General features: G+C 72.7%; 19 protein-coding genes. 14 read left to right on the top strand and 5 right to left on the bottom strand.

Annotated elements, in window-relative coordinates; translation table 11 throughout:
• Positions 1–6: 6 nt before the first annotated feature.
• The gene (locus WME76_RS20065; protein WP_437961680.1) at positions 7–885 is read right to left on the bottom strand and encodes a tetratricopeptide repeat protein; all 879 of its coding nucleotides are present in this window, start codon (positions 883–885) and stop codon (positions 7–9) included.
• Positions 882–1,589 carry an RNA polymerase sigma factor gene (locus WME76_RS20070; RefSeq protein ID WP_437961681.1) on the bottom strand — a complete coding sequence of 236 codons (708 nt, stop codon included), beginning with the start codon at positions 1,587–1,589 and terminating at the stop codon, positions 882–884. The genes WME76_RS20065 and WME76_RS20070 overlap by 4 nt, the downstream gene beginning before the upstream one ends.
• 389 nt (positions 1,590–1,978) lie before the next feature.
• On the opposite strand from WME76_RS20070, the gene WME76_RS20075 reads away from it, so the two are divergent.
• Positions 1,979–2,482 carry a hypothetical protein gene (locus WME76_RS20075; RefSeq protein WP_437961682.1) on the top strand — a complete coding sequence of 168 codons (504 nt, stop codon included), beginning with the start codon at positions 1,979–1,981 and terminating at the stop codon, positions 2,480–2,482.
• Positions 2,483–2,673: 191 nt separating this feature from the next.
• Here WME76_RS20075 and WME76_RS20080 read toward each other — a convergent pair whose 3' ends face one another.
• From WME76_RS20080 to WME76_RS20090, 3 genes are all read right to left on the bottom strand, one after another.
• Positions 2,674–3,579, bottom strand: coding sequence for a response regulator (locus WME76_RS20080; RefSeq protein ID WP_437961683.1), 906 nt, complete (start codon positions 3,577–3,579; stop codon positions 2,674–2,676).
• Between the two features lie 90 nt (positions 3,580–3,669).
• Positions 3,670–9,024 carry an AAA family ATPase gene (locus WME76_RS20085; RefSeq protein WP_437961684.1) on the bottom strand — a complete coding sequence of 1,785 codons (5,355 nt, stop codon included), beginning with the start codon at positions 9,022–9,024 and terminating at the stop codon, positions 3,670–3,672.
• A 359-nt stretch (positions 9,025–9,383) separates the two neighbouring features.
• Entirely contained in the window at positions 9,384–10,004 is a 621-nt protein-coding gene (locus WME76_RS20090; RefSeq protein WP_437961685.1) for a TetR/AcrR family transcriptional regulator, read from the bottom strand.
• 242 nt (positions 10,005–10,246) lie between these two features.
• Between WME76_RS20090 and WME76_RS20095 the strand changes: the two genes are divergently transcribed.
• The 13 genes from WME76_RS20095 to WME76_RS20155 all read left to right on the top strand — a co-directional run bounded on the left by WME76_RS20095 (position 10,247) and on the right by WME76_RS20155 (position 25,405).
• Positions 10,247–11,761: a protein kinase domain-containing protein gene (locus WME76_RS20095; protein WP_437961686.1), complete on the top strand. Its 1,515-nt coding sequence runs from the start codon at positions 10,247–10,249 to the stop codon at positions 11,759–11,761.
• Between the two features lie 11 nt (positions 11,762–11,772).
• Complete coding sequence (locus WME76_RS20100) at positions 11,773–12,858, top strand: hypothetical protein (RefSeq protein ID WP_437961687.1); 1,086 nt, start codon at positions 11,773–11,775, stop codon at positions 12,856–12,858.
• Between the two features lie 431 nt (positions 12,859–13,289).
• The gene (locus tag WME76_RS20105; RefSeq protein ID WP_437961688.1) at positions 13,290–13,940 is read left to right on the top strand and encodes a cytochrome c3 family protein; all 651 of its coding nucleotides are present in this window, start codon (positions 13,290–13,292) and stop codon (positions 13,938–13,940) included.
• A gap of 91 nt (positions 13,941–14,031) precedes the next feature.
• Positions 14,032–17,067 carry a TAT-variant-translocated molybdopterin oxidoreductase gene (locus WME76_RS20110; protein ID WP_437961689.1) on the top strand — a complete coding sequence of 1,012 codons (3,036 nt, stop codon included), beginning with the start codon at positions 14,032–14,034 and terminating at the stop codon, positions 17,065–17,067.
• On the top strand, positions 17,064–18,407 hold the full coding sequence (gene nrfD / locus WME76_RS20115; protein ID WP_437961690.1) for an NrfD/PsrC family molybdoenzyme membrane anchor subunit: 1,344 nt from the start codon (positions 17,064–17,066) through the stop codon (positions 18,405–18,407). The genes WME76_RS20110 and nrfD overlap by 4 nt, the downstream gene beginning before the upstream one ends.
• A gap of 1 nt (position 18,408) precedes the next feature.
• Complete coding sequence (locus WME76_RS20120) at positions 18,409–18,942, top strand: DUF3341 domain-containing protein (RefSeq protein WP_437961691.1); 534 nt, start codon at positions 18,409–18,411, stop codon at positions 18,940–18,942.
• Positions 18,939–19,580: a c-type cytochrome gene (locus WME76_RS20125; RefSeq protein WP_437961692.1), complete on the top strand. Its 642-nt coding sequence runs from the start codon at positions 18,939–18,941 to the stop codon at positions 19,578–19,580. Before WME76_RS20120 ends, WME76_RS20125 begins: the two co-directional genes overlap by 4 nt.
• On the top strand, positions 19,577–20,773 hold the full coding sequence (locus WME76_RS20130) for a hypothetical protein (RefSeq protein ID WP_437283838.1): 1,197 nt from the start codon (positions 19,577–19,579) through the stop codon (positions 20,771–20,773). The genes WME76_RS20125 and WME76_RS20130 overlap by 4 nt, the downstream gene beginning before the upstream one ends.
• Positions 20,770–21,162 carry a hypothetical protein gene (locus WME76_RS20135; protein ID WP_437961693.1) on the top strand — a complete coding sequence of 131 codons (393 nt, stop codon included), beginning with the start codon at positions 20,770–20,772 and terminating at the stop codon, positions 21,160–21,162. The genes WME76_RS20130 and WME76_RS20135 overlap by 4 nt, the downstream gene beginning before the upstream one ends.
• Positions 21,159–21,995, top strand: a complete 837-nt coding sequence (locus WME76_RS20140; protein WP_437961694.1) for an SCO family protein — start codon at positions 21,159–21,161, stop codon at positions 21,993–21,995. Before WME76_RS20135 ends, WME76_RS20140 begins: the two co-directional genes overlap by 4 nt.
• A complete protein-coding gene (gene coxB / locus WME76_RS20145; RefSeq protein ID WP_437961695.1) occupies positions 21,992–23,083 on the top strand; it encodes a cytochrome c oxidase subunit II in 1,092 nt (363 codons plus the stop codon). Before WME76_RS20140 ends, coxB begins: the two co-directional genes overlap by 4 nt.
• Positions 23,080–24,741 carry a cytochrome c oxidase subunit I gene (locus WME76_RS20150; RefSeq protein ID WP_437961696.1) on the top strand — a complete coding sequence of 554 codons (1,662 nt, stop codon included), beginning with the start codon at positions 23,080–23,082 and terminating at the stop codon, positions 24,739–24,741. Before coxB ends, WME76_RS20150 begins: the two co-directional genes overlap by 4 nt.
• Complete coding sequence (locus WME76_RS20155; RefSeq protein WP_437961697.1) at positions 24,713–25,405, top strand: cytochrome c oxidase subunit 3 family protein; 693 nt, start codon at positions 24,713–24,715, stop codon at positions 25,403–25,405. The genes WME76_RS20150 and WME76_RS20155 overlap by 29 nt, the downstream gene beginning before the upstream one ends.
• Positions 25,406–25,410 lie beyond the last annotated feature (5 nt).

Consider the following 25,410-nt stretch of genomic DNA (forward strand, 5'->3'; position numbering starts at 1 on the left):
AGACGATCACTCGCTCGCGCTGCTCATCGCATCGAGCAACGAGCGCGACTCGGTCTGACGGTAGCCGCCGAAGGCGCCCTGCGCGAACGGCTCGAGCGCGCGCCGCGCCTCGTCGGTGCGGCCGAGGCGCACCAGGCAGAGGGCGCGGTTGTACTGCGCCTCGACCGCGAAGCGGCCGCGCGGCGCGGCGGCGAGGTAGTCGTTCCAGGCGGCGAGCGCCGCGGCGGGGCTGCGATCGACGAAGTGCGCGCGGTGCGCGGCCTGGTAGAGCGCGTCGGCGTCGGGCCCGGCGGGCGGGCGCTGGATGGCCTGCGGATCGTCCGCCGGCGGACGCGAGGCCTTCGTGGAGCTCGCGGCGCTCGGCGCGACGGCCGGCCGCGCGGGCGGCGCGACCGCCACGACCGGCGCGCGCCGCGGGGCCGGAGCGACCTCGGGAGGTGCGGTGGGGGCCAGCGGGGGCGCGGGGAGCGGCGGCTGCGGGGCGAGCTCGGCGAGGCTGGGCTCGGGCTGCGGTGGCGCGGCCGGGTCGACCTCGGGCGCGGGCGGCGCGGGCGGGTCGGCGTCGGACGCGCGGCGCGGCGAGCGGAGCGCGCGCGACGTGGGCGGCGCGGGCGGCGCGTCGGGCGGATCGGCCACGCTCAGGCCGAGCTGGGAGGCGATGTCGGTCCACGCGTCCGGGAACCAGCGCGCGGCCGAGGCCCACGCGGCCGAGCCGACGAGCACGGCGGCCAGCGGGACGGCGACGCGGACGGTGGTGAGCCGGCGGGCGCGCTGCGCCTTGATGCTCCTCATCACGCGGGCGCGCGTCTCGTCGCGGCGGGCGCGCGACGCGTCGGCCTCCTCGCGCAGCGCGCGCGCGGCCTCGCGGAGCACGTCGTCCTTCATGGGGTCCTCCCTTCCAGCAGCGTGCGGAGCTTCTGTTTGGCGTGGAACAGCCGCGTGCGCACCGTCGCCTCGGGCACGCCGAGGATCTCGGACACCTCGCGCGCGCTGCGCTCCTCGACCTCGCAGAGCACGAACGTCGCGCGCTGCGCGTCCGGGAGCGCGTCGAGGGCGCGGTTCAGGGCCTGGGCGAGGTCGGCGCGGCCGGCCGCCCGCTCGGGGTTATCCGGCTTGTCGTCGTCCGGCTCGAGGGCGAGGCGCTCCATGGCCGCGCGGCGGCGCGCCGCGGCGCGGAGGTGGTGGCGGGCGTGGTTGACCGCGATCGCGATGAGGAAGGTCTTCAGCGACGAGCCGCCGCGGAAGCGCTGCGCGGCCTGCGGCAGGCTGACGAAGACGTCGTGCGCCAGGTCCTCGGCGGCGGCGTCGTCGCCGGTGAGGCGCCGGGCGAACCCGCGCACCGCCTCGTAGTGCCTGTCGTACGCCTCGCCGATCGCCGCGGCCTCCCCGCGCCGGAGCCGCTCGACGAGGGCCTCCTCCGGGTCCTGCGCGCGCTCGGCGCCGCGGGAGAAGAGGAACGGCATGACGAGCGCGATGGCCCTCATCGGCCCCCTCCGCTCCTCGACGTGCGGCGCGCGCGGCGGGTCGACGGCGCCCTCCGGCTCGCCCCGCGGGAAGCCCGCGGCCTGCTCTGTCCCGTCTCGGTCCATTCCTGCGTCATCATGGTTACATCCGAACGCGCCCCGCGGCGCGGCCCGTTTGCGGTGAGCGAGCGCCGGAGGGCCCAGGGCGACGGGAGGCACGCGGATTCGTGCCCGGCATGGAGGGGGTCGTTCATGGCTGCGCGTCCGATTCGTGCCCGGGGGGGCCGGGAACGTTCAACGTCGGAGGGCGAAATCGGACGGGACCGACAGGCGGGGGTCGATCCGGCCGCCGGCGGGGGGTGCGGGGCGGGCAAGCGTCGGGATCGTGCGGAGGCGCGCGGGCGGTTGAACGGACCGCGTGGCCCCGGGCACGCAGCATCGGGTGGGCAGAGGGCGCCGCGGTGACGGTCGGCGCCGCTGCCATGAGTCCACCTCCCGGATCAGGAGCGATGAACATGAACACGCGTACGGCCTTCGAATGGGCCCTTGGCCTCTCTCTGTGCGTCTTCTCCACCACGATGGTCGGCTGCTACATCGAGACCGACCGAGACTGCGACTGGGACGACGACGAGGAGTGTTTCTGGGACGACGGGCACGACGCGCCCGACGCGCCCGATGTGCCCGATGCCCCGGACGCGCCCGACGCGCCCGATGCCCCGGACGCGCCCGACGCGCCCGGTATCGGGCGCCCGGACCGCAACGAGGACGGCGACGGCGGCAACAGCAGCTCCGGCGCGGGGGGGGAGACGGCCGCGTGCGAGGCGGACTGCGACTGCCCGAGCGGCAACGAGTGTGTCGAGGGGGCCTGCAAGGTGCCCTGCGCGGCCTCTTGCGACTGCGCAGAGGGCGAGTCGTGCGAGGGCGGGTATTGCGAGCCGCCGCCCGAGCCGGCCATCTCCTGCGAGGTGGACTGCGACTGCCCGAGCGGCAGCGCGTGCGTGGAAGGCGCCTGCACCTGAGCCGCCAGCCTGGTTCATGAGATAAGGAGTCACAGAGAGAAGGAACCACAGAGGCACAGAGGGCACAGAGGGAGAGAGAAAAAAAATCATCTCTTCTCTCTCCCTCTGTGCCCTCTGTGCCCTCTGTGGTTCCAATTCTTCTCCATCACGGAGCCGGAACCTCCGGGGCGCAGGACTACCTGCTGCGCGATCTACCGCTCCCGCAGCAGGCCCTCCTCCTCCTGGCGCTGCCGGAGCTCGGTGACGTCCGTCAGCGAGACGATCGCCTCGGGGCGCTCGCCGCCCAGGGCCGTGATGCGCACGTCGACGTGCCGGCGCCCCCCGGCGCCGTCCACGGAGAACTCCATCCGCTGCGACGCCCCCTGGTCGATCGAGCGCCGCACCAGATCGAGCGCCCGCGCCACCTCGGCCGGCGGCACGAGCTCCTCGAGCGAGGACGGGACCGCGACGGCGGCGATGCCCTGCGGGGGCCGGACCGGGCGGCACCGCCCGTGCCGATCGACCCGCACGAGCTCCTGCGGCCAGGCGTCGAGGAGCGCCCGGAGGTGCGCCTCGCGGTCGAGCAGCGCGGCGTGCGCCCTCGCGCGCTCCCGCTCGTGCCGCCATTTCGCGCTCAGCGCCGCCGCCATCTGCCGCACCTCCATCGGCTCGAACGGCTTCTTGAGGATCAGGTACCGGTCCACGTGCGAGAGCCGGTTCGCGATCTCCTTCCACGACAGGTCGGTGTACGCGGTGCAGAACACGGCCTGAACGTCGGGATCCTCGGCGAAGATCCGGTGGATCGTCTCCACCCCGTCGATCCCGGGAGGCATCCGGAAGTCGACGAACGCCACGGCGTACGGCTCCCCGCGCGCCCGCGCCTGCCGCACGAGTTCGACCCCCTCCTCGCCCTGGTGCGCCAGCGTGAGCTCCACGTCGAGCTCCACCGCCGGGGCGGTCCTCGGCGCGTCGATGTCGCCGAAGAGCTCGGCCTCGTGCTCATCGAGCGAGGTCCTGGCGGGAGCCGCCCTCAGGATCCTCTGGAAATCACCGTGGATCGAGGCGTTGTCGTCGACGACAAGGATCCTCGCCTTGTGGAGCGCGCTCGCTTTGCTCATCTCACCCTCGGCCAGCGCCGGTCCTATCCTCTGGCCGGGCCGGGGCTGCAACGCGCGGCAGAGCACGGCTCCTCGTCGGCGGGGCCGCCCTCAGTCGACCGCCGCGCGGCGGATCCGCCCGCTGCGGGGCGCCGCGGCCGGGAGCTCGAGCGTGAACTTCGCGCCCTGGCCGGGGCCCTTGCTCTCCGCGCGGAGCGCCGCGCCGAGGACGCGGGCCTCCAGCACGCTCGAGTGCAGCCCGAGCCCCGTGCCCTCGGGCCACGTCGTGAACCCCTGCTGGAACAGCCGCGCCAGGTGCTCCGAGGCGATGCCCACGCCGGTGTCCTCGATCTCCACGGAGCAGCCGCCGGCCTCGATCGGCGCGCACCGGACGACGACGCGGCGTTCCGGGCCCACCGCGTGGCACACAGCGCGCCGCGCGTTGGTGATGAGGTTGGTGACGATCTGGAGCAGCCGGTGCCGGTCCGTCTCGACCCGCGCCTCGTCCGAGAGCTCGCAGACCACGTCGATGCCGTGGTGCGCGCGCTCGGCGCGGTTCAGCCCGACGCGCAGGGCGTCCTCGATCACGGAGGCGACCGAGACCGGCTCGACGATGACTCTCATCCCGGCGTTCCGGAGCTGATCGGAGACGATGTCGCGGATGCGGCTCACGCACTCGCCGAGCTCCAGGAGCTCGGAGGCCGCGGTCTCCTGCTCGGCGGCGAGGTGCCGCGCGAGCTCGTCGATGTACTCGATGAGCCGCTGGCCCCGCGGGTCGCTCGTGAGGAACGCGCCGAGGTCGCCCCGGTGCGCCTCGAGGAGCTGCGCCACCTGGGCGAGCCGCGAGACGCGCGAGCCAGCGACCCGCTCCGAGAGCTGCATCCGCAGCACCATGACGCTGTTCAGCGCGTTGCCCACGTTGTGCATGGCGCTGTCCGCGACCTCGGCCATCCCCGCCCTGCGCGCGGCGTCCACGAGCTTCTGCTGCGTGCTCCGGAGCTCGTGCGTGCGCTCCTCCACCATGCGCTCGAGGTTCTCGTAGACGAGCGCGTTGTTGAACGAGACGGCCGCCTGCGCGGCGAGCAGGTGCAGGATCTCGAGGCGCTCGGGCCCGAAGAGCCCCTCGAACAGGTTGTTCTCCAGGTAGATGGCGCCGAGCACCTGCCCCTTGAGCAGCAGCGGCGCGCAGAGCATCGACCGGACCTTGCGGGAGCTCACGTAGGGGTCGTCCCGCAGGGCGGGATCCCGGGAGGCGTCCGCGTAGATCACGCTCTGGCACGTGCGCACGGCGAGCCGCACCACGGAGGCGCAGACCTCGTCGCTCTCGTCGCCGAGCGGGATCGAGGGCAGCGCGCGCGGCTCGGGCGGGTGCGCCGCGCCCTGCGCGACGAGCACGAGGCCGTCGCCGCGGACGAGGAGCAGCGTCCCCCGCTCGGCGCCGGCGTTCTCGACGAGCACCTGCACCATGCTGCCGAGCAGCCGCTCGACCACGAGCTCCTGGGAGAGGACGCGCGCCGCCTTGAGCAGCGTCTCCACGTCGAAGGCGTCCGCCCGCACGACCCCCGGCGCGGGCCGGTCGCGCCCCGGCCGGATGAGCGGGAACTCCTCGGTGAGCCGCGCGATCTTGCGGTCCACGCCCCAGCGGCTGTAGGCCTGGACCGCGTCCGTGAGGAAATCGAGCGCGACGCGCGTCCTGCCGCGCGACATCCAGAAGCGGCCCGCGAGCTCGCACGCGATGGCCTCGATGTTGGGGAAGGCGTGCTGGCGCGCGAGCGCGATCGCCTCGTCGTAGGCCCTGGCCGCGTCGTCGAGCCGACCGTCGAGGCGCGCCGCCTCCGCCTCGACGAGCTGGTGCTTGTGAGAGAAGTTCTCCGCGCAGCCCTCGGTCCAGCCGCGCAGCCGCTCGCGGCACGCGTCGAGATCGGCCCGCAGCCGCGCCCGCTCGCCCTCCTCCGCGCCGGGCAGGAGCGCGGCGATCGCGAGCGCGCGGTAGAACCGGAGCGCCGCGGTCTGGAACTTCCCGGCGAGGAAGCCGAGGTTCTCCTCGGCCTCGTCGGCGACCCGCACCGCGTCCGCGGGGAGGCCGTGCAGGTACAGGCACATCGCCTTGAGGATCTGGTAGTGGCAGAGCGCGTAGCGCGTCTGGTGCGCCTCGCAGTCCTTCAGGAACTGCTCCTCCGTCAGCGACTCCTCGGGCACCGCCGCGCCGTCGCCGGTGAGGTCCCGCAGCGCGAGCAGGAGGCCGAGGAGGCTGTGCGTGGCGACGGTGTGCCGGGTCCGCTTGGCGAAGCGGAGGGAGCCGGGCAGCTCGTCGAGCAGCCCGCGCGCGCTCTCGCCGCGGAAGAGCGGGTTGAGGAGCAGGTAGATGAGGAAGTAGCCCGCGAACTGGAGATCGCCCGCGTCGAGGCCGGCGCGGTAGCCGTCCCGGAACAGCGCGTCCGTCTCCGAGAGCGGCCTCACCCACGACTGGATGTTGTTGCCGAGGATGTAACAGGCGCGGCAGAAGTCGCCCTGCATGCGGAACCGGAGGCCGATGTCGGCGGCCAGCCGCCCGAACGCGTAGCCCTGGCGGTAGTCGCCGTGGAAGTGGCCGATCAGGCCGCCGTACATGGCGAAGCCGTAGGACGCCTCGGGGGTGAGGCCGTGCTCGAGCGAGATCCGCACGATGCTGCAGCACGCGAAGAAGTTCAGCTTCTCGAGCTTGAGCATGTAGAGCGGCGCCATCAGCTCGTTGAGCACGCCGACGGCGAGCCGCTGGCCCTCGTCGGCGATCTCCGGTGCGTCGATCAGCGAGGCGGGCGCCCGGCCCGCGAGGAGCTGCTGCACGCGCGCCGCCTCGGCCTCGACGAGCGTCGCGAGCTCCGCCTCACCCGCGCGGGAAGGCAGCGCGACGCCGATCAGCGCGAGCGCCTCCCGCCCGGCCTCCACCGTGTCGGTGAAGCGGCCGCGCATCGTGTACTGCACCATCCGGAGCTTCAGGAGGTCGGCCTTCTCGACCGGGGTCCTCGCGTGGCCGAGCGCCTCGGTGACGAGCGCCTCGGCGGCGTCCATCGCGCCGAGCAGGTACTCCACCTCGGCGAGCTGCCGCAGCAGGGCGAACGCGAGCGCGTAGCGCGACGCGAACGCGCCGGCCGGGAGCAGGCGGCGGCCCGCCTCGAGGTAGCGCCGGGCCGCGGCGTAGGCGGTCGCGTGCTTCGCCCGGACGGCCGCCTCCAGGTTGAGCTCCGCGATCGCGAGCCGCTCGTCGCCGTCGCGCACGAGGCCGAGCCCCTGATCGAGCTGCTCGACGATCTCGAAGACGCGCTCGGCGCGCTCCTCGGGCGTCGCGCCCGCGAGGAGCCGGCGGCCGATGCGCAGGTGGACCGCCTCGCGCTGGGGCCCGTCGATGAGGCCGTAGACCGCCTGCTGCACGCGGTCGTGGAGGAAGCGGAAGCGGGTCGCGGCGGCCGCCTCGCCGGGCGCGCCCGCGAGCGCGCCCGCGCTCGCGAGGACGTACTCGTCGCGGATCGCCGGCTCGAGGCGGCGCGCGGCCTCGATCCTGTCGAGGCCGGCGATGACCGCGAGCGTCTCCAGATCGAAGGTGCTCCCGATGCACGCGGCCAGCGTCAGGAGCTCGACCGTCGCGGCGTCGAGGCTGCGCACCCGGCCGCTCATCAGCTCGACGACGTTCTCGGTGAACCCGCGCGCCTCGATCCGGTCGAGGTCCCAGCGGAAGCGGCGCTCCTCCGGGGAGAAGTAGACGAGCCCGTCGGCGTCGAGCGCCTGGAGGAACTGCCGCGCGAAGAACGGGTTCCCCTCGGTCTTGTGCATGACGAGCCGCGCGAGCGGCTCCACCGCGTACGGGTCCTGCCGCAGGGTGTCGGCCACCAGCCGGATCAGCGACGCGAACGCGAGCGGGAAGAGCTGGATGGTGGTCACCTTCACGGCGCTCGCCTGCGCCGACCGCAGCGTCATGAGCAGGGGGTGGCTCTCGTCCACCTCGTTGTCGCGGTAGGCGCCGACGAGGAGGAAGGGCCCGAGATCCTCGGCCCCGAGGAGCCCCTCGATGAGCCAGAGCGTGCCCGCGTCGGCCCACTGCAGGTCGTCGAGGAAGAGGACGAGCGGCCGCCCGCGGCCGCAGAACGCCCGGAGGACGCCGCGGAAGGCGAGCAGGAGGCGGTGCTGCGCCTCGGCCGGGCCGAGCTCCGGCGGCGCGGGCGGGATGTTGCCCGCGCCAAGGACGATCCCGATCTCGGGCAGCACGTCGACGAGGAGCGACGCGTTCCTGCCGAGCTGCTTCTGCAGCGAGCGCCGCGCCTCCTCGACGCGCTCGGCGCTCTCCGCCAGCACCTGCTGGAGCAGGCCGCGGAGCGCCTGGATCACGGCGGAGTACGGGATCCCGCGGTGGAGCCGGTCGAACTTGCCCGAGATGAAATGGCCGTGCTCGCGGGTGAGCGGCTTGTAGATCTCGTGCACGAGCGACGTCTTGCCGATCCCGGAATACCCCGTGACCAGGATCATCTCGCGGCTGCCGGCGAGCACGCGCTCGAAGATCGACAGGTACTGGTGCGCCTCCCCCTCGCGCCCGTAGAGGCGGTGCGGGATGCGGAACTGCCCGGAGACGTCGTGCTCGCCGAGCGGGAACGGGTCGATTCGCCCTGTCTCGAGGAGGGCTCGTCGACACCTGAGGAGGTCTTTCGACAAACCTTCTGCGCTCTGGTAGCGCTCCTCCGCGTCCTTCGCGAGGAGCTTCATGACGATGGCGGACACGGCGGGAGGCACGGAGTCCTCCGGCAGGGGCGCGGGGGGTCGGGCGAGGTGGGAGTGCATCCACTCGAGCGGCCCCGAGGCGTCGAACGGCAGTCGCCCCGCGAGCATCACGTAGAGCACGACCCCGAGCGAGTAGAGGTCTGTGCGCCAGTCGAGGGCGCGGTTCATCCGGCCGGTCTGCTCCGGAGACATGTAGGGCAACCTGCCCTCCTCGACCGTGCTCTGCACCTGCGGGTGCTCCTTCCGGAGCCGCGTCGAGAACATGAAATGGGTCAGCCGGACGGCGCCGGCCTCCGGGTCGACGAAGAAGCTCTGCGGCTGGATGTGCTTGTGAATGACGCCGCGGCGGTGCACCTCGGCGAGCGCGTCGGCCATGCCCGCGGCCCACGCGAGGAGCTGGTCGATCGGGAGCGGCGAGCGCGCGAGGAGCCAGTCGAGGGGCACGAGATCCTCGTCCTCGAACACGAGGACCGGCGCCTCGCCGCAGCGCTCCATCAGCGTGGGGCTCAGCACCTGCGCGGCGTCGAGAGAGCGGGTGATCTCGAACTCGTTGAGCAGCGCGCCCGCGGCGGGAGCAGTCGTATGACGAGGTGAGTCGAGGTGAGCCTTGAGCAGCACGCGCCGCGCGTCGCTCTCGCGCACGGCGCGCACGATGCTCCAGCGATCGTTCGTCGTTTGCAGCACCTCTTCGCTGCGATAGCCCACCGCTACTTGCAAGGCTCTGCTCCGTTCTGGCGAGGCGCCGAGTGGCCCCCGGTAAGGCGACGCATCGTAAGCGAGCGATCCGTCCGTGTCACAGAAATTGTCCGGAGTCCGGGCAGATCAGCGCCTGTGCGATCGAGATCATCCAACGAGACGATCGCGCGCAACACGCCTCTCGGCGCGCGGGCCGTGCGCGGTTGAGGCCCGGACGACAGGAGGCGCGATCGTGCCGTGTCGGCGCTCAACGCAGCTCGTCAGAGCGCCTCGCCGGCGCGATCGGCCGCTGGCGGCGAGGGGGGATGTCGGGCGCGGTGCGCGGCGCGCGGCGACGACAGGCGGGCCGGCCGCGCAGGTGGGGTCGCGCCGGCGAGGGGTCAGCGCGCCGGCTTGCGCGCGGGATCGCGGCCGGCGAGGCCGTAAAGGACGATCTGGTGGACCGCGGACAGCACCGCCGCCACCTCCTCGCGGGAGATCTGGAACAGCCATGGTGGAGAGAAGCTCGCGTAGGCCGTGAGGAGCGCGCGCGCGGCGAGCTCGGGGTCGGCGGCGTCGAGCTCGCCCGCGCGGGCGCCGCGCTCGATGAGATCGCGGAGGAGCGCGCGCTCCTCGTCGAGGAAGCGGGCGTGCGCCGCCTTCACGGCGCGGCTCTGGCAATGCACGAGATCGCACGCGTGCGCGCCGGAGCCGGCGAGCTCCAGGAAGGCGCGCGCGCGGGCGTCGAACACCGCGCGCAGCCGGTCGCAGAAGGGCAGGTCCTCGGCGGCCGCGGCGCGCATGGCGGCCATGACGGCGCGGTGCTGCCCGCTGGAGAGCTCCTCGACGATGGCGTCCTTCGAGGCGAACTCCAGGTACACGGCGCCGACCGCGATCTCGGCCTCGCGCGCGATGTCGGCGACGGTCGTCTTGGCCGGCCCGTACCGGCGCAGGAGCCGCTCCGTCGCCTCGAGGATCCGCTGGCGCCGCTCGCTGGCGCTGCCGGGGGGGCCGTGCTCCATGACGCGCGCGATGATCTCCCGGATTCACGCGCGGGGGAAGCGCCCCGGGGCGGCAGGGAGGCGCCGGGGCCGGGCGCGGCGCGGCGCGCGGCGGGGCGGGGCGCGGGCGGCGCGACGGAGCGCAGCCACGCGATTGATCGCCGTCCGCCCGGCGGCTATCGTGGGCTGGCTTTGCGCCGGGTTTTCCATGAAGATCGCGCGTCCACGCGCGCCTCGGTCCGGCGCGCCGAAGGGACCGATCCATGACGAGCACCGCGCCGACACACGACGAAGCCGACGGGCTGGTTCGAGAGGGGCAGGTGATCGCGGGGAAATACCGCGTCGAGCGGGTGATCGGCGCCGGCGGGATGGGCGTCGTCGTCGCGGCGACGCACCTCCAGCTCGAGGAGCGGGTCGCGATCAAGCTGCTGCTGCCGGCGGCGGCGCGCTCGCGCACGCTGTCCGAGCGCTTCGTGCGCGAGGCGCGCGCCGCGGTGAAGGTCAAGAGCGAGCACGTGGCGCGCGTGACCGACGTCGGGACGCTCGAGTCGGGCACGCCGTACATGGTGATGGAGTACCTGTCGGGCAGCGACCTCGCCGACGCGCTGCGCGCCGGCGGGCGGGTTCCGCCGCAGGCCGCGGTGGAGTACGTGCTCCAGGCCTGCGAGGCGCTCGCCGAGGCGCACGCCGCGGGCATCGTCCACCGCGACCTCAAGCCGGCGAACCTGTTCCTCACGCGGCGCGCGGACGGCTCGCCGTGCGTGAAGGTGCTCGACTTCGGGATCTCGAAGGTGGCGCCGAGCGGCTCCGACCCGCGGATCACCGACACGACGGCGGTGATGGGCTCGCCGCTCTACATGTCGCCGGAGCAGCTCAAGTCGTCCCGCGACGTCGACGCGCGCACCGACGTCTGGTCGCTCGGGGTCATCCTGTTCGAGCTGCTCGCCGGCGAGCCGCCGTTCGACGGCGCGACCATGCCGCAGCTCTGCGTGGCGATCATGCAGGGCGTCCCCCGCCCGCTCGCCGCGCTCCGCGTCGACGTCCCCCCGGGGCTCGAGGCCGTGATCCTGCGCTGCCTGGAGAAGACGCCGGAGCGGCGCTTCCGCGACGTCGGGGAGCTGGCCGCGGCGCTCGCGCCGTTCGCGAGCGGGCGGGCGCGGCTCTCGGTCGAGCGGATCAGCGGGATCGCGCGGAGCTCGGGCCCCCCGCGGCCGGCGACAGCGTCGGGCGGCGTGGCGACCTCCCCGACCCTGGCGAGCACGTCGCCGACGTGGAGCGGGACGGTGGTGACGCGGAAGCGGCACGTCGGGCTCGCCGTCGCGCTGGGCGTCGGCCTGTCGCTGGTCGCCGCGGTCGGGGCCTTCGCCTTCCTCACCGGCCGCGCGCGGCCCGGCGACGCGCCGGCAGAGCCGTCCGCGAGCGCCTCGGCGGCGCCGACGCTGTCCGACGCCGCGACGCTGCCAGCGATGTCCGCGGCGCTGCCGGCCGTGTCCGCGGCGCTGCCGGCGACGTCCGCGGCGCTCGCGCCGGCCGTCACGCCCGGCGCCGTGGAGGCGCCCGCGCCGATGGACGACGTCCCCGCGGCAGCGCCGGGCCCGAACGGGGCCACCTCCGCGGCGCCCGCCAGCGTCAAGGCGGCGCCGCGCCCGGCGAGCGCCGCGCCGCGCGCCGCCGGCGCCGCCGCCTCCCCGCCGCCCCGGCCCGCCCGCCCGCCCGTGGCCCCCGCCCCGCCGGCCGCGGCGCCGGCCAACGGCAACCTGTTCGACGATCGCAAGTGAGGACACCACGCATGACGAGCCTGCCCCTGCAGCACCTCGGGCGCCTGCTGGCGCTCGCGATGTTCCTCGCCGCCCTCGTGGGCGGCGGCCGCGACGCCAGGGCCGACACCGCGGCAGCACAGGCGCTGTTCGACGCGGCCAGGCAGCTCATGGCCCAGGGCAAGTACGCCGACGCGTGCCCGAAGCTCGAGGAGAGCCAGCGGCTCGACCCGGGGATCGGGACGCAGTTCAACCTGGCGACCTGCTACGAGCAGCTCGGCCGGACGGCGAGCGCCTGGTCGACGTTCCTCGAGGTGGCCGGCGCGGCGAAGGCCGCGGGCCAGGTGGAGCGCGAGAAGGTCGCGCGGCAGCGCGCGACGGCGCTGGAGCCGCGGCTCATCCGGCTGACGATCACGGCGCCCGCGGACGCCCCGGCCGACCTCCAGGTGAAGCGCGACGGCGCCCCCATGGGGCGCGCGCAGTGGGGCATCCCGGTGCCCGTGGATCCCGGGAAGCACACGATCGAGGCCTCCGCGGCCGGCAGAGCGCCGTTCGCGAAGACCGTCGAGGTCACCAGGGCGGGCGCCTCGGAGACGGTGGCCATCCCGCCGCTGCCCGCGGGCGCGCCGGCGCGCGCCGCGGCGTCACCGACGACCGGCGCGACCGACGCGACCGGCGCCGCGCGACCGACCAGCGGCGCGGCCCCGCCGGCGAGCGGCGCCGCGCGGGTGACGACCGGCGCCGCGCTCGCGCCGGTCGCCGGAGGCGCCCCGCCGCCGCCGGCCCGTCCGCAGATGCGGCGCCGCAGCAAGGGGATGATGGTCACGGGCATCGTCCTGACGAGCCTCGGCACCATCGCCCTCCTCGGCGGGGGCCTGGCGCTCGCCTCGGAGTGCTCCGACCCGGAGTGCGAGACGTACGGCGAGGACGAAGGAGGCGCCGGGGCCGCGCTCGTCGTCGGCGGGCTCATCTTCGCCGGCGTCGGCATCCCGCTCGCGATCGTCGGCGGCCGCCTGGTGCCGGTGGAGCCCGAGAAGAAGAAGGCCGCCTCCGCGCCGGCGCCCTCCACCGAGCTCGTCCTCGGGCCGCGCTACGCCGGGCTTCGCTGGTCGATGTGAGCGCCGGCGCGGCGGGCCGCGCCGCGCTCGGTCGTCGACGATCCAGAGCGCCGATCAGCTCGAAACACCCAGGGAAGAAGAGATTCGAACCACAGAGGCACAGAGGGCACAGAGGAACAGCAGAAAAAACTCTGTGCCCTCTGTGCCCTCTGTGCCCTCTGTGCCCTCTGTGGTTCGCTCTTGTGGTTCGCTTTCTCAGGGCTGCCTCACCGTCGGAGTCCTAGAGATCGCCCGCGCGCAGATCGCGCGCCTTCACACGCTCTGACGCGCGCGCGATAGACGCACGCCGGACGGCGCGCCTCCGGGATCGCCCGAGCGCGCCGGCCCCGGCCCGCGAGAGGCGGCGAGTCCGCGAAACGGCCCCGGCGATCCTCGCATCGATGGAGACGGCCGCGTTGACGCAGGGTGAGCGCGGCGGTCCACGCGAGATCATGGCATCCGTATTTCCACGCTGGAGCAACACCGCTCTCCGGATCGCGATCGCCGCCGTGTTCCTCGGCGGCGCGGCGGCCGTGGCAGCGCCGATGCTCTACGTGCGCAGCGACTGGAACACCGGGCAGAACCTGCCCGTGCAGCAGCCGGTGCAGTTCGACCACAGGCACCATGTGCAGGACGACGCCATCGACTGCCGGTTCTGCCATTACACGGTCGAGCGGACAGGCACCGCGGGGATGCCGTCGACGGCGCTCTGCATGGGGTGCCATAGCCAGATATGGAATCAGAGCCCGAAGCTCCAGCTCGTCCGCAGCAGCTATTTCTCGGGCACGCCGATCCCCTGGAGCCGCGTCAACGACATCCCCGACTTCGTCTATTTCAACCACGCGATCCACGTGAACAAGGGGGTCGGCTGCGTGACGTGCCACGGCCGCGTGGACCAGATGCCCGACGTCTACAAGGTGTCTCCGATGTCGATGGGCTGGTGCCTCGACTGCCACAGGGCGCCGGAGCGACACCTCCGCCCGCCCTCCGCGGTCGCGGACATGGACTGGGACGCCGGCCCCGAAGCGGCGCGGATCGGCCGGCAGATCGCGCAGGAGCTCGGCGTGCGGCGGCTCACGCACTGCTCGACGTGCCACCGGTGAGCGCGCGGGCGCGAGGAGGGCGATCGCTCGGCGAACAGGGGACCTTGGCAACGGCGGAGGCGCCGATCCACCGATGACCTGAAGAGGGACGATGGCTGATCGAAGACAGATCCCATGGAGCTCCGCGCTCGACGGCAAGACGGGCAAAGCGTACTGGCGCAGCCTGGCGGAGCTCCTCGAGACACCGGAGCTCCGCGAGGCCGCCGCGCAGGCGCTCCCCGGCGGCGAGGGCGACGCCGGCGCGGTGAGCCGGCGGACCTGGCTCAAGCTGCTCGGCGCGAGCATCGCGCTCGCCGGCGTGTCCGGGTGCAACGCGAGGCCCGCGGACAAGATCGTCCCTTATGTGACGACGCCGCCGGAGGTGACCCCCGGGATCCTCCGGTATTACGCGACCAGCCTGGAGCTCGACGGGTTCGCCACGGGCATCCTCGTCGAGAACCACGAGGGGCGGCCGACGAAGGTCGAGGGCAACCCGGAGCACCCGGCGAGCCTCGGCTCGACAGGCGTCCACGAGCAGGCGTCGGTGCTCGGCCTCTACGACCAGCACCGCGCGCGCGCGGCGCGGCGCGGCGCGGCGCCGGCCGCGTGGGAGGCGTTCGTCGAGCAGTTCGGCGGCGCGCGGGGCGACCGCGGCGCCGGGCTCCGCTTCGTCCTGAGGCCCACCGGCTCGCCGCTCACGCAGGCCCTCATCGGTCGCGTCCAGGAGCGCCACCCGGCGGCCCGGTTCACGTTCCACGCGCCCGCCCGGTCGCGCGACGCGGCGCGCGGGGCCGAGCTCGCGTTCGGCGCGCCGCTCCAGGCGCAGTACGACTTCCGGACGGCGGACGTCATCCTCGCGCTCGACGCGGATTTCCTAGCGTCGATGCCGTTCAGCGTGCGGTACGCGCGCCAGTTCGCGGAGCGCAGGCGCATCGGCTCGCCGACGGGCACCATGAGCCGGCTCTACGTCGCCGAGCCCGGGCTGAGCCCGACCGGGAGCCTCGCCGATCACCGGCTGCGCCGCCGGCCGAGCGAGGTGCCGGCGCTCGCCGCGGCGATCGCGGCGGAGCTGCTCCTCGCGGAGGGCGCGCGCCCCGGATCCATCCCCGCGGACGCGCTCGGCGCGCTCGAGCCGGCCCGGGCGCGGGTGCGCGCGGAGGACAGGCCGTTCGTCCAGGCGCTCGCGCGCGACCTCGCGCGAGGCGCCGCGGCGAGCGTCGTCGTGGTCGGGGAGCGGCAGCCGCCGCCGGTCCACGCGATCGCGCACCTCATGAACGCGGCGCTCCGCAACGACCGCGCGGCGTGGGCCACCGCGGGGACGCTCGTCACGGCCGGCGGCGCGGAGCAGGAGCTCGCCGCGCTCGCCGACGAGATCCGGCGCGGCGCCGTCGACACGCTCGTGATCCTCGAGAACAACGTGGCCTACACGGCGCCGGCAGACATCGAGTTTGCCAGGCTGCTCCGCGCCGTCCGGAGCCGCGTCTACCTCGGGCTCTACGAGGACGAGACCGCGGCCGGCTGCGACTGGTTCGTGCCGGCCGCGCACGACCTCGAGGCCTGGGGAGACGCGCGCGCCTACGACGGCACGATCTCGCTGATCCAGCCGCTCATCGAGCCGCTCTTCCAGGGCAGGACGGCCTCCGAGGTGCTCACGGTGTTCGCGGGCGAGCCGCGCCGGAGCGCGCGCGAGCTGCTCCGCGAGGCGTGGCGGGCGCGCCGGGGCGGCGCCGATTTCGACGCGTTCTGGGAGGAGGCGCTCCGGCGCGGGCTCGTCGAGGGCACCGCGGCCCCGCGCGAGAACGCCGCGCTCCGGCCCGACGGGGTCGCCGCGGCGGCCGCGGCGCTCGGGCAGCTCGCCGCGGCGACGCCGGCGCCCGCGGAGACCCTCGAGATCGCCTTCTCGGCCGACGCCAACGTGTATGACGGCCGGTTCGCCAACAACCCGTGGCTGCTCGAGCTGCCCGACCCGATCACCAAGCTCACCTGGGACAACGCCGCGCTGCTCAGCCCCGAGACCGCCAGGGCGCTCGGCGTCGAGAGCGAGGACATGGTCGATGTCGAGCTCGGGGGGCGGACGATCTCGATACCGGTGCTCGTCGCCCCGGGGCACGCCGACGGGACGGTGTCGCTCCAGCTCGGCTATGGCCGGAGCGGCGCCGAGTCGATCGCCGCCGGCGTGGGGGTCGACGCGTACCGGCTCCGCACCACGGACGCGCCGTTCTTCGCGGCGGGCGCCTCGGTGCGCAAGCGGCCGGGCGAGAAGCACCCGCTCGCGCTCACGCAGGCGCACTGGAGCCTTCACGGGCGCCCCATCGCGCTCTCGGTCCCCCTCGCCGTCTACCGCGAGCACCCCGACTTCACGGAGGCGTTCAAGGGGCCGCAGCCGTCGCTCCTGCCCGCGGTGACGGCCCCCGGGGTGCCGCTCGGGCAATGGGCCATGACGATCGATCTCACGATCTGCACCGGGTGCAGCGCGTGCGTCGTCGCGTGTCAGGCCGAGAACAACGTCCTCGTGGTGGGCAAAGACGAGGTCCTGAACAGCCGCGAGATGCACTGGCTCCGGATCGACACGTATTACTCCGGCGACCCGCGCGACCCGGGCGTCGTCCACCAGCCCATGCTGTGCCAGCACTGCGAGAAGGCGCCGTGTGAATACGTGTGCCCGGTGAACGCGACCACGCACAGCCCCGACGGGCTCAACGAGATGACCTACAACCGCTGCGTGGGGACGCGGTTCTGCTCGAACAACTGCCCCTACAAGGTCCGCCGGTTCAACTGGTTCGATTTTACCGAGCTCCACGCCTACAACGACGGGCTCGCGCGGCTCCAGCGCAACCCCGACGTGACCGTGCGGGAGCGCGGCGTGATGGAGAAGTGCACGTACTGCGTCCAGCGGATCCGCCGCGCGGAGATCGCGGCGCGCGTCGAGCAGCGCGAGATCCGCCCGGGGGAGGTCGTCACCGCCTGCCAGCAGGCCTGTCCGACGCGGGCGATCCAGTTCGGCTCGCTCTCTCACCAGGAGACGGAGATGGTCGCGTGGCGCGGCGAGCCGCGGAGCTACGTGGTGCTCCACGACCAGGGCACCCGGCCGAGGACCATGTACCTCGCGCGCATCAACAACGAGAACCCGGAGCTCGTCAAGCCGTGACCCAGCCCCTCCTGCTCGGGCGGCCCACCGACGAGGCGCTCTCGGAAGATCTCCTGTCGGTCGTGTGGAAGCCGCGATCCAGGCTGTGGTGGGCGGCGTTCGCCCTCACCGGGGCCGGGACGGCCCTGCTCGCGATCACCATCACCTATACCGTCACGACCGGGATCGGGGTCTGGGGCAACAACATCCCGGTCGGCTGGGCGTTCGGGATCATCAACTTCGTGTTCTGGGTCGGCATCGGCCACGCGGGGACGTTCATCTCCGCGATCCTGCTCCTGCTCGAGCAACGCTGGCGCACGAGCATCAACCGGTTCGCCGAGGCGATGACGCTCTTCGCCGTCATCCAGGCGGGCCTCTATCCGCTCCTGCACCTCGGGCGGCCCTGGTTCGCCTACTGGCTCGTCCCCTACCCCTCCACGCTCGCGGTCTGGCCCCAGTTCAAGAGCGCGCTCCCGTGGGACGCCGCGGCCATCTTCACGTACTTCACGGTCTCGCTGGTCTTCTGGTACCTCGGGCTGATCCCGGACTTCGCGTCCCTGCGCGACCGGGCCCCGGACCGCGGCCGGCGGATCGTCTACGGGATCCTGTCGCTCGGCTGGCGCGGCTCCGCGCGCGCCTTCCGCCACTACCGGATCCTCTATGGGCTGCTCGCCGGGCTCGCGACGCCGCTCGTCGTCTCGGTCCACTCGATCGTGAGCAGCGACTTCGCGACCGCGCTCGTCCCGGGGTGGCACTCGACCATCTTCCCCCCGTTCTTCGTGGCCGGGGCCATCTTCTCCGGCTTCGCGATGGTGCTGACGCTGCTCATCCCCGCGCGCCGCATCTTCCACCTCGGGAGCGTCATCACCCAGCGGCACATCGACAACCTGAGCAAGCTCGCGCTCGTCACCGCCTGGATCGTCATCTACGCGTACATCATCGAGTTCTTCGCCGCCTGGTACAGCGCGTCGGAATACGAGATCTACCAGTTCTTCGTCGCGCGCCCCGCCGGCCCGAACGCCGCCGTGTTCTGGGCGCAGATGTTCTGCAACGTGCTCGTCCCGCAGCTCCTCTGGTCCTCGCGGGTCCGGAGGAACATGGTCCTGCTCTGGATCATCTCCATCCTCGTGAACGTCGGGATGTGGGCCGAGCGATTCGTGATCATCGTCATGTCGCTGCAGCGCGAGTTCATCCCGTCGGGGTGGCACGCCTACCGGCCGACGTGGGTCGATATCTCGATGTTCGCCGGGACGATCAGCTTCTTCCTGCTGCTCTTCCTGATCTTCCTGCGCCTCTTCCCGTTCATCCCCGTGGCCGAGGTCAAGGAGCTGAACCACGAGCTCGGCAAGGAGGAGCACTGACATGAAGAGAGGACTGCTCGCCGAGTTCGAGACGCCCGAGGCGATGCTCCGCGCGCTCGCGGAGCTCCGGAGCCGCGGATACCGGCGGCTCGACGCGTTCACGCCGTACCCGGTCCACGGCGCCGAGGCGGCGCTCGGACTCGGTCGATCGCCGCTCACGTGGATCGTCTTCCCCTTCGCGCTCGCGGGCGCCGCGGGGGGCTACCTCGTCCAGTGGTACAACAACGCCTACGACTACCCGCTCAACGTCGGCGGGCGGCCGCAGCACGCGGCCCCGGCGTTCGTGCCGATCACCTTCGAGATGATGGTGCTCACGACCTCCCTCGTCGGGTTCGTGGTGCTGCTCGTCCTCACGAGGCTGCCCGAGCTCTGGAATCCGGTGTTCGACGTGCCGGGGTTCGAGCGCGCCACCATCGACCGGTTCTGGATCGGCATCGACGCCCGCGACCCGGCGCTCATCCGGCCCATCGCCGAGCGCGATCTCACCGATCTCGGCGCGCTCACCGTCGCCTGGGCCGGAAAGGAGCGGCCGTGAGGCGCGGGCGCTCCGTCGTCCTCGGCGCGCTCGCCGGCCTCGCCGCGGCGCTCTGCGTCGCGTGCACCCCGGCGACCCCGGCCCAGGACGAGCGCGGCGAGGCCGACGAGCTGGATCTCGAGCGCATGATCCGCCAGAAGCGCTACGCGCCCTACGAGCCGGCGGAGATGTTCCACGACGGCGCCGTCATGCGCCGCCCGCCCGAGGGCACCGTGCCGAACGACCGGGTGACCGGCGATCCCGGGCTCACGCGGGGCGTCGCGGGCGGCGCGCACGTCGACCGCATCCCGATCCCGGTCACGCTGGAGCTGATCCGGTACGGCCAGGGCCGTTACGAGATCTTCTGCGGCGCCTGCCACGGGATCGCCGGAGACGGCGAGTCGGAGGTCGCGCGGAACATGACGCAGCGGCGCCCGCCGTCGCTCGTCGACGCGCGCGTGCAGGCGTTCCCGCCCGGCCGCATCTACCAGGTCATCGTCGAGGGCTACGGCCTCATGCGCTCGTACGAGCCGCACATCCCGCTCCGGGAGCGCTGGGCGATCGTGGCCTATGTGAAGGCGCTCGGGCGGAGCCGCGCCGCCGCGCTCGACGCGCTCCCCCCGCCCCTGCGCGAGCGCGCCCTGAAGGAGCTCCCGTGAACGGACGAGTCCCTCGCATCCCCATCTTCCGGGGCGGCCGCGCGCTCGTCGCGCGGTCGCTCGGCCTCGCGCTCCTCGGCGCCGTCCTGCTCGTGGTCGGCGCGTTCGTGGACCGCGAGCGCGTCTTCTACGCGTACCTCGCGGCCTACGCCTACGCCGTCACCACCGCGGTCGGCGCGCTCATCTTCCTCATGATCTGCCACGCGATGGGCGCGACATGGCCCGTGGCCGTCCGCCGCCTCGCGGAGGCGATCCTCTCGGCGCTGCCGCCCCTCGCCGCGCTGTTCCTCCCGCTCCTGCTCGGGATGGACGCGCTCTACGGGGACTGGCTCCATCCCGAGTCGATCCACGACGAGCACGTCCGGGCGATCGTGCTCCACAAGACGCCCTACCTGAACCTCCCCTTCTTCCTCGTGAGGACGGGGATCTACTTCGCCATCTGGCTCGCCCTGGGCGCCCTCCTGCGCCGCGGCTCGCTCCGGGGCGACGCGAGCCCGGCGCTCGCGGGCGGCGGGCGGCTCCGCGCGCTCAGCGTCGGCGGCCTGCCGCTCGTCGCGCTGGCGCTCTCCTTTGCCTCGTTCGACTGGCTCATGTCGCTCGCGCCGACGTGGGTGTCGACGATGTTCCCCGTCTACGTCTTCGCCGGCGGCTTCGTCGCGGCGATAGCGCTGCTCACGGGGCTGACGTTCACCTCGGAGCGCGCCGGGCTCCTGCCCGGGCTGAGCAGCTCGCACTACTACGCGCTGGGCCGGCTGCTCCTCGCGTTCACCATCTTCTGGGCCTACGCCGCCTTCTTCCAGTTCATGCTGATCTGGATCGCGGACAAGCCCGAAGAGGCGGAGTTCTACCTGCGCCGCTACCACGGCCCGTGGGGGACAGCGACCCTCGTCCTCGTGCTCGCGCGCTTCGTGATCCCCTTCCTGATCCTGCTCAATTACGGGATCAAGCGGCGGCCGGCCTGGCTGTCGGCGGTCGCCGCCTGGGTCCTCGTCGCGCACTACCTCGACATGCACTGGCTCGTCGTGCCCGAGGCCTCCGGCGTTCGCGCGCCGTACCACTGGCTCGATCTCGCGGCGCTCCTCGCCGTGGTCGGCCCGTGCGTCGCGTTCGCCGCGCTCCGTCAGCGCGGCAAGCCGCTCGTCCCCGTCAACGACCCGGCGCTGCCGGCCGCACTCCGTTACGAGAGCGTATGACCTCCCAGTACCGCCGTCCCGACGTGCGCCAGGAAGAGGATCACCTCCCCTGGCGGAGGATCCTGGCCATCGCGTTCGCGGTCATCGTCATCTTCGCCACCCTGGGCGCCTGGTCCTGGATGATCCTGCGGGGCCGCGAGGCGGCGCTCCGCGCCGGCGGCAGGACCATGGAGCACGCGCGCGATGGCTTCCAGCCGCGCGGCGTGGTGGCCGGGGTCGATCAGCGCATCTTCCGGCGCCAGGCCACCGGCGAGGAGGGGCTCGGCAAGGTGCTCAATCGCAGGAAGCGCGAGGAGCTCGGCCGCTTCGGCTGGGCCGACCGGGAGCGCGGGATCGTGCAGATCCCGATCGAGGACGCGATGGGCCTCGTCGCCGAGGAGAGCCGATGAGGACGGCGCACCTCTCCGCCGCGGCGCTCCTCGCCCTCTCGCTCTCGCGCGCGCCGCTCGCGGCCGCCGCCGACCCGCCGGCGCTCCCGCCGGCCGCGCGCGAGGCCGACATCGAGGAGCGCCTCGGGAGCTCCATCGACACGGCGCTGTCGTTCACCGACATGGAAGGGCGCGCCGCGCCGCTCGCCGCGCACCTCGACGGCCGGCGCCCGGTCCTCCTCGTCCTCGCCTATTACCGCTGCCCGACGCTGTGCGGCCTCGTGCTGCGCGGGCTCGTATCCGGCATGGGGAAGCTCGACTACCGGCTCGGCGAGCACTACCGCGCGCTCACGGTGAGCTTCGATCCACGGGACACCCCGGAGTCCGCGGCGCGGAAGCGGACAGCCACGCTCGCGGCGCTGGGCATGGCGGCCGCGCCGGCGCCGGATCTCTGGCCGTTCCTCACCGGCGATGTCCCCGAGATCCGCGCGCTCGCGGGCGATCTCGGCTTCCGGTTCGCGCACGACCCGCAGACCGACCAGTACGCGCACCCCGCGGCGGTCTTCGTGCTCACGCCGGAGGGCCGCATCTCTCGCTATCTCTATGGCATCGAGTTCCCCGCGCTCGACCTCCGGCTCGCGCTGCTCGAGGCGAGCCGCGGGCAGGTCGGCACCACCCTCGATCGGGTCCTCATGACGTGTTATCGCTACGACCCGGCGAGCCGCCGCTACGGCCCCCAGGTGGCCGGCTTCCTGCGGCTCGGCGCGGCCGGCATCCTGGCCTGGGTCCTCACGCTGCTCGCCTTCTTCGGCTGGCGAGGGTGGCAGCGCCGGCGGTGGGAGGGCGCGCGATGAACGAGCTGTTGCGCCAGATCCTCTTCTTGCCCGAACAGCGCTCCTCGCTGGCCCGCGAGATCGACGCGCTCCACTACATCGTCGTCTCCGTGACGATGGGCGGCGCTGTCCTGATCACGCTGATCGGCGGTTATTTCCTCATCCGCTATCGACGGCGCCTCCAGGACACCGCGCGGCCGCACGCCGGGACGCTCGCGAAGCCGGCGCTCGCCCTGGAGACGGTGACGCTCCTCGGCCTCGGCGTCCTGTTCCTCGCGTTCTGGAACGTCGGCACGCGCCAGTTCGTCGACCTGCGCACGCCGCCCGAGGACACGCTCGACGTCTACGTCACCGGGAAGCAGTGGATGTGGAAGTTCGCCTACCCCGAGGGAGAGAGCATGATCTCGGTGCTCTACGTCCCCGCGCGCAGGCCGATCAAGCTCATCATGACGTCGCGCGACGTCATCCACAGCTTCTTCGTCCCCGCGTTCCGCATCAAGCAGGACGTCCTCCCGGGCCGCTACACCACGGCCTGGTTCGAGGCGAGCGAGCCCGGCGCGTATCCCATCCTCTGCACGGAGTACTGCGGCACCAGCCACTCGGAGATGCGCGGCCAGGTGATCGCGCTCGAGCCCGCCGATTACGAGCGCTGGCTCGCCGGCGGCGCGGCGAGCACGCCGGCGTTCGCCCAGGAGGCCGCCGCGCAGGCGGAGCAGGAGCGCGCGGAGGCCGAGCCCACGATGCCGAGCCGCGGCGAGCGCGCCGCCGCCCGCCACAACTGCCTCCGGTGCCACACCCTCGACGGCACGCCGCACATCGGCCCCACCTGGGCGGGCCTGTACCGCGCCGTCGTGCCGCTCGAGGGCGGCGGCGAGCGCATCGCCGACGAGGCGTACATCACCGAGTCGATCATGGACCCGCTCGCCGCGATGCACCGCGGGTTCCAGCCGGTCATGCCGTCGTATCTGGGGCAGGTCACGCCGCCGGACATCGCCGCGATGATCGAGCTCATCAAATCGATCCGCGACGTGCCCCGCGGCCCCGTCGTGCCGTGGGACGGCGGCGTGGGCGGGAGCGGCGCCGCCGCGCCGGGAGGGACGACGCCATGATCGCACACGAGATCGAGGGGGTAGCGCCGGGGCACGGCGCGCACGAGGCCGATTATCTGCGATCCGACGCGGGCGTGCGCTCGTGGCTGCTCACGACCGATCACAAGCGCATCGGGATCATGTTCTACGCGCTCATCATACCGATGCTCCTGCTCGGCGGCGTCTTCGCGCTCGTCCTCCGGACGGAGCTCCTGACGCCGGGGCCCACCGTGATCGACGCGGCGACCTACAACCGCATGTTCACGCTCCACGGCGTGGTCATGGTGTGGCTCTTCATGATCCCGTCGATCCCGAACATCTTCGGGAACTTCGCCCTCCCGCTCATGATCGGCGCCAAGGACCTCGCGTTCCCGCGCCTCAACCTGGCGAGCCTCTACGTCTATGCGATCGGCGCCGTGATCACGCTCGGGGCAGCCGTGGGCGGGGGCGCCGACACCGGGTGGACGTTCTACCCGCCCTACAGCACGACCACGCCCACGGCGGTCATTCCCGTCGTGATCGGCATCTTCATCCTCGGCATCTCGTCGATCATGACCGCGGTGAACTTCATCGCGACCACGCACACGATGCGCGCCCGCGGGCTCGGCTGGGGCCGCCTGCCGCTCTTCGTGTGGGCCATCTACAGCACGAGCATCATCATCCTGCTCGCGACCCCGGTCCTCGGCCTCACGATCCTGCTCGTCGGGGCGGATCACGTCTATCACTTCGGCCTCTTCGACCCGGCGCTGGGCGGCGATCCCGTGCTGTTCCAGCACCTGTTCTGGTTCTACTCCCACCCTGCCGTCTACATCATGGTGCTCCCGGCGCTCGGGGTCATCAGCGAGGTGGTCTGCACCTTCTCGCAGCGGCAGCCGGCGTCCTACTGGGCGATCGCCATCTCGTCGCTCGGGATCGCGCTCATCGGGTTCGCGGGGTGGGGGCACCACATGTTCGTGGCCGGGATGAGCGAGGTCGACGCCGGCATCTTCGGCGCGTTCTCGATGTTCATCGGGATCTTCTCCGCCATCAAGGTCTTCACCTGGGTGGCGACGCTGCAGAAGGGGTCGATCCATCTCAACACCCCGATGCTCTATTTCCTCTGGTTCCTGTTCCTCTTCGTCTTCGGGGGCATGACGGGCATCGCCGTCGCGACGCAGTCGCTCGACGTGCACTGGCACGACACGTACTTCGTCGTCGCCCACTTCCATTTCATCATGGTCGGCGGCACGCTCACCGCGTTCCTGGCGGCCGCGCACTACTGGTTCCCGAAGATGTTCGGCCGCATGTACTCCGAGCCGATGGGGCTGCTCACGTCCTTCGGGGCGTTCCTCGGGTTCATCCTCACGTTCCTCCCCCAGTTCCTCCTGGGCAACGCCGGGATGCCCCGCCGTTATTACAGCTACCCGGAGCAGTACCAGTGGCTCAACGTGCTCTCGACCGGGGGCGCCTACCTGCTCGGGGCCGCGCTCGTGCTCTCGCTGGTGAACCTGCTCATCGCCCTGCGCTGGGGTGCGCGCGCCCCCGCCAACCCGTGGAGGTCGCGCAGCTACGAGTGGATCACGCCGCCCATCCCGTCGAAGCACAACTTCCCGGTGACCCCGATCGTCGAGCGCGGCCCGTACGACTACCACCTGACCGAGGAGGAGGCCCATGCTCGAATCTCAGCCGCCGCTCATTGAACCGCAGCCGCAACCGCAGCCGCAGCCGCTCGCCCCGCCGCGGCTCGCCATGCAGTTCGAGGATCTCGAGAAGCAGACCCACGCCGCGCACTTCGGCATGTGGATCTTCCTCGCCAGCGAGGTCCTCCTCTTCGGCGGCCTCTTCGGCCTGTACGCCGGCTACCGCGCGATGTACGGCGCCGAGTTCGCCGCCGGCATCGCGCACAACAGCGCCCCGATCGGCACGGCGAACACGGCGATCCTCCTGACGAGCAGCCTGCTCGTCGCGCTGAGCGTCTACGCCGTGCGCCTGGATCGGCCGGCGCGGGCCGGCCGCCTCCTGCTCGGCGCCATCGCGCTCGGGGCCGCCTTTCTCACGCTGAAGGGCATCGAGTACGCGGCGCACTTCCACGAGGGGATCTTCCCCGGCGCCGCCTACCGCTTCGAGGAGCTCCCGCAGGCCGGCGCGCGGCTGTTCTTCACGCTGTACTATGTCTCGACCGGCCTCCACGCCGTCCACGTCACGGCGGGGCTCGTGGTCCTCGGCTGGCTCGCGTGGGGGTGCCTCCGGCGCCGGTACGGCGCGGGCAACGAGACGCACGTCGAGCTCGGCGGGCTCTACTGGCACCTCGTCGACGTGATCTGGATATTCCTCTGGCCGATGCTCTACCTGATGCACCGCTAACGGCA

The organism is Sorangium sp. So ce119 (assembly GCF_051524405.1).
GTDB lineage: Bacteria > Myxococcota_A > Polyangia > Polyangiales > Polyangiaceae > Sorangium > Sorangium cellulosum_G.

Excerpts from the sequence above, each read along its gene's own strand:
- WME76_RS20110 (WP_437961689.1), top strand. The coding sequence starts at position 14,032 with ATGGCTGATCGAAGACAGATCCCATGGAGCTCCGCGCTCGACGGCAAG.
- WME76_RS20140 (WP_437961694.1), top strand. The coding sequence starts at position 21,159 with ATGAGGACGGCGCACCTCTCCGCCGCGGCGCTCCTCGCCCTCTCGCTC.
- WME76_RS20135 (WP_437961693.1), top strand. The coding sequence starts at position 20,770 with ATGACCTCCCAGTACCGCCGTCCCGACGTGCGCCAGGAAGAGGATCAC.
- WME76_RS20150 (WP_437961696.1), top strand. The coding sequence starts at position 23,080 with ATGATCGCACACGAGATCGAGGGGGTAGCGCCGGGGCACGGCGCGCAC.
- WME76_RS20120 (WP_437961691.1), top strand. The coding sequence starts at position 18,409 with ATGAAGAGAGGACTGCTCGCCGAGTTCGAGACGCCCGAGGCGATGCTC.
- WME76_RS20065 (WP_437961680.1), bottom strand. The coding sequence starts at position 885 with ATGAAGGACGACGTGCTCCGCGAGGCCGCGCGCGCGCTGCGCGAGGAG.
- WME76_RS20090 (WP_437961685.1), bottom strand. The coding sequence starts at position 10,004 with ATGGAGCACGGCCCCCCCGGCAGCGCCAGCGAGCGGCGCCAGCGGATC.
- WME76_RS20155 (WP_437961697.1), top strand. The coding sequence starts at position 24,713 with ATGCTCGAATCTCAGCCGCCGCTCATTGAACCGCAGCCGCAACCGCAG.
- WME76_RS20100 (WP_437961687.1), top strand. The coding sequence starts at position 11,773 with ATGACGAGCCTGCCCCTGCAGCACCTCGGGCGCCTGCTGGCGCTCGCG.
- WME76_RS20070 (WP_437961681.1), bottom strand. The coding sequence starts at position 1,589 with ATGGACCGAGACGGGACAGAGCAGGCCGCGGGCTTCCCGCGGGGCGAG.
- coxB (WP_437961695.1), top strand. The coding sequence starts at position 21,992 with ATGAACGAGCTGTTGCGCCAGATCCTCTTCTTGCCCGAACAGCGCTCC.
- WME76_RS20105 (WP_437961688.1), top strand. The coding sequence starts at position 13,290 with ATGGCATCCGTATTTCCACGCTGGAGCAACACCGCTCTCCGGATCGCG.
- WME76_RS20075 (WP_437961682.1), top strand. The coding sequence starts at position 1,979 with ATGAACACGCGTACGGCCTTCGAATGGGCCCTTGGCCTCTCTCTGTGC.
- WME76_RS20080 (WP_437961683.1), bottom strand. The coding sequence starts at position 3,579 with ATGAGCAAAGCGAGCGCGCTCCACAAGGCGAGGATCCTTGTCGTCGAC.
- WME76_RS20095 (WP_437961686.1), top strand. The coding sequence starts at position 10,247 with ATGACGAGCACCGCGCCGACACACGACGAAGCCGACGGGCTGGTTCGA.